Below are 2689 nucleotides of genomic sequence, written 5' to 3' on the forward strand. Positions count from 1 at the left end.
CGCTTTATGCAGGGCAAAAGAGACATGCAAGATGCAGCGAATCTGGAGGATCCTCAGTCCGCGAGTAAAGAGTATCTGAGTGCAGCTGAGAAATTCTCAGGCTATTTCCCCTCTAAAGCTAAAGAAGCATATGAACGGGCATTGTACTGTGCGTTGGACGCTAGAGACATCGATTTTTTCGAAAGAGCAATTCAACCACTCCTTGAAGATCTAAGCGAGCGGAACGCCCATGAGTACCTATTTCAGACTCAAGAATGGCTATTGGATGTAGCCATCGACATAAGGAGATACCTGCCCAGATATCTAGACCTGGTTTTGCAGAATTGCCCTGCTGGCGCCGAGGGAGTCAAAATGGGAATATGCTCAAATGTTGTTTCTCAAACCCAAGAAATGACTTCCATTTCACTAGCTCAACAAACAGTAGAGATTTTCCGAGAGCATTTAGATGAGACACAACTCTTCAACTTGAGCCGTGAGAGTGTACGTTCAAACCAACCAGAGAACCCCTTTTTTGAGCCTTTAATGCAAGAATGGCACCGCATAGCTCTCGATCGGAGGGAACCTGATGAGCTAATAGAACTAGCAGAATATGCTCCTAGTCGCGAGATTGGCTCCATACTATGTGAGGCCGCCGAAGCATTTCTCCAAAAGCGAGAACTTGGGAAAGCAAGAGACTTGATGGTTAGAAGATTAAGTATGGGACCCCTTGAATCTTCAGAATCCTTCCCCTGGGAACAGCTGATAAGCGCAGTAATCAATACGCACGGCCCCGTAATTGGACATGACTGTATTGAACCGCTCATTGATGCAGCCAAGGATACTGATGATGATCTATTCCATCAAATATCCATTCGCTTAATGGATGAACTTGTGGCTACTAAGAATTATCAATCGATTCTAAATTCCTCTGCTATTTTACTCGGGAAAGGAGTGATAACCCAAGCATATCTATCAGATATGATAGCAATATCTGCAAGAACAGTGTGCACTATCGGGGATTCTGTGAAGGTTCCATCTGAAGATATGTGGAGTGCTCTATGGCAAACACTCAACCTATATGAAGAACTATTCAATCAAGTTGAAATGATTCTTTCAGAGTGGACACAAAAGATTGTTGAAGCAATCTCACACTCAGCAGCAATATCTCGAAAGTGGCGGGAGTTTCTGCTGGATTCTATGAAGCTAGATGTGAAGGTTAGAAATGAACCCGCCTATGTGGTAGAGACGGGCATGGATGTATTTGATGATTTATCTCGAGAACAACCGGGAGAAGGCATAGAATTCTTAATGGCAGTTCATGATTTAATATCAGGCTTGGCGGAATCAAATGATGTTCAGAAATTGCTTGAAGAAGGTGCTAAACTAATCCATACTAATCATGTACTTGCTTCTGAATCAAGAATTGCATGGCTACAACAGGGAATTCAGTCTGTGTCTGATTCGGATTTAGAAGCAAGAGTAGAATACATTTCGTACCGCCAAGAGTTGAACTCAGAGAACTTTCAGAGCGCAATGGAGCATCTGAAAAAGCTTACCAGAATAACCAATATCTCCGACTCAGTCAAAGAAGAAATCAGTTCGGATCTGCTTTCAAGAGCGATTGAAAAGATACGAAAGACCCACCTCACACATGCCGAGGAAATCGACCTCCTCTTCGCTCTTATTGAATATCTGAATTGGGATTCAAAAGAACGATTTCTAAATGGCATCAGGAAATTGAACCCCTATGTTATCTCTTCATGGGATGAAAAGTCTATCTCCAAATGGCTTGAAAAATGTGAGAGCATTTCGAGCAATGACGATGAGCTGCAGAGAGATTTTCATAGTTTGTTAACAGAGAATACTCATGATTTTGTGGTGGGAAACAATCTACAGATGGCAATACACCTTGTTAGAAACCTACCCTCAACATATCAGGATTCTGAGACAGAAGAATTGATTCGAGAGATCAGTCGTGGGTTGAAGAGGGTAGAAGTAGATGAAACCAAGGTGTCAGAGTTCTTTCATCTCATCAGATTGATATCAAGCAAATACTCAGAAGTGATCCATAGAAATGAGGCAATTAGAGAGAAACTAGCTGACCAATTTCGTGTTGTTCTTGAGCAACATGAATCTCTCAGCCCCGAATATCTGGAAAACTATGCCCAAACAGGTGGCGTTTTGTTATCGGGGAAAGAATTTGCTGAATGGGTGAGTATCGTTGTGTCTTGCATATCTAACGAGGTTTTTGCTTCCATGCTAATGGATGTGACAATGGACAAGGTCAAAAGATTCAGTGAAACTTACGATGTTTCTTTTCTTACTGAGGTTCCTAAAGTAAGTAGTTTGATTCTTGAGAAAATGCCGAATGAGGATGATCGAGAGAAATACAGTGTGGACATTCATACCGCAGTTAAGAAAGCCCTTCTCGGCGAATCGATACCAAAGAAACACGCAGAACACTTTTTGGAATCTATTCTGAGTTGGACAGACAAATCGAAAATCATCAACTCCCTTCTTCCCGGAATCAGAAGCAGTTTGTCGAAACTAATTAGGACCATTGGAGCAAGTTTGCTTAGAGCCGAATCGAAGCAAGCTGAAAGGATGCTTTCCAATTTACTGAGCACGGTCGAGATGTTAGATGATAGTCCTTGCTCAGATTATGTTGTGGAACTATACAAATTGACAGATTCAAAGCCAACTATACACC

The 2689-nt window shown here is 42.0% G+C and carries 1 protein-coding gene; it reads left to right on the plus strand.

Annotated features, from left to right (window positions below; genetic code table 11):
* Positions 1 to 24: 24 nt before the first annotated feature.
* The coding region (locus GF309_10255) for a hypothetical protein (protein MBD3159158.1) at positions 25 to 2689 on the plus strand (2665 nt) is incomplete at its 3' end.

The organism is Candidatus Lokiarchaeota archaeon (genome assembly GCA_014730275.1).
Classification (GTDB): Archaea; Asgardarchaeota; Thorarchaeia; order Thorarchaeales; family Thorarchaeaceae; genus WJIL01.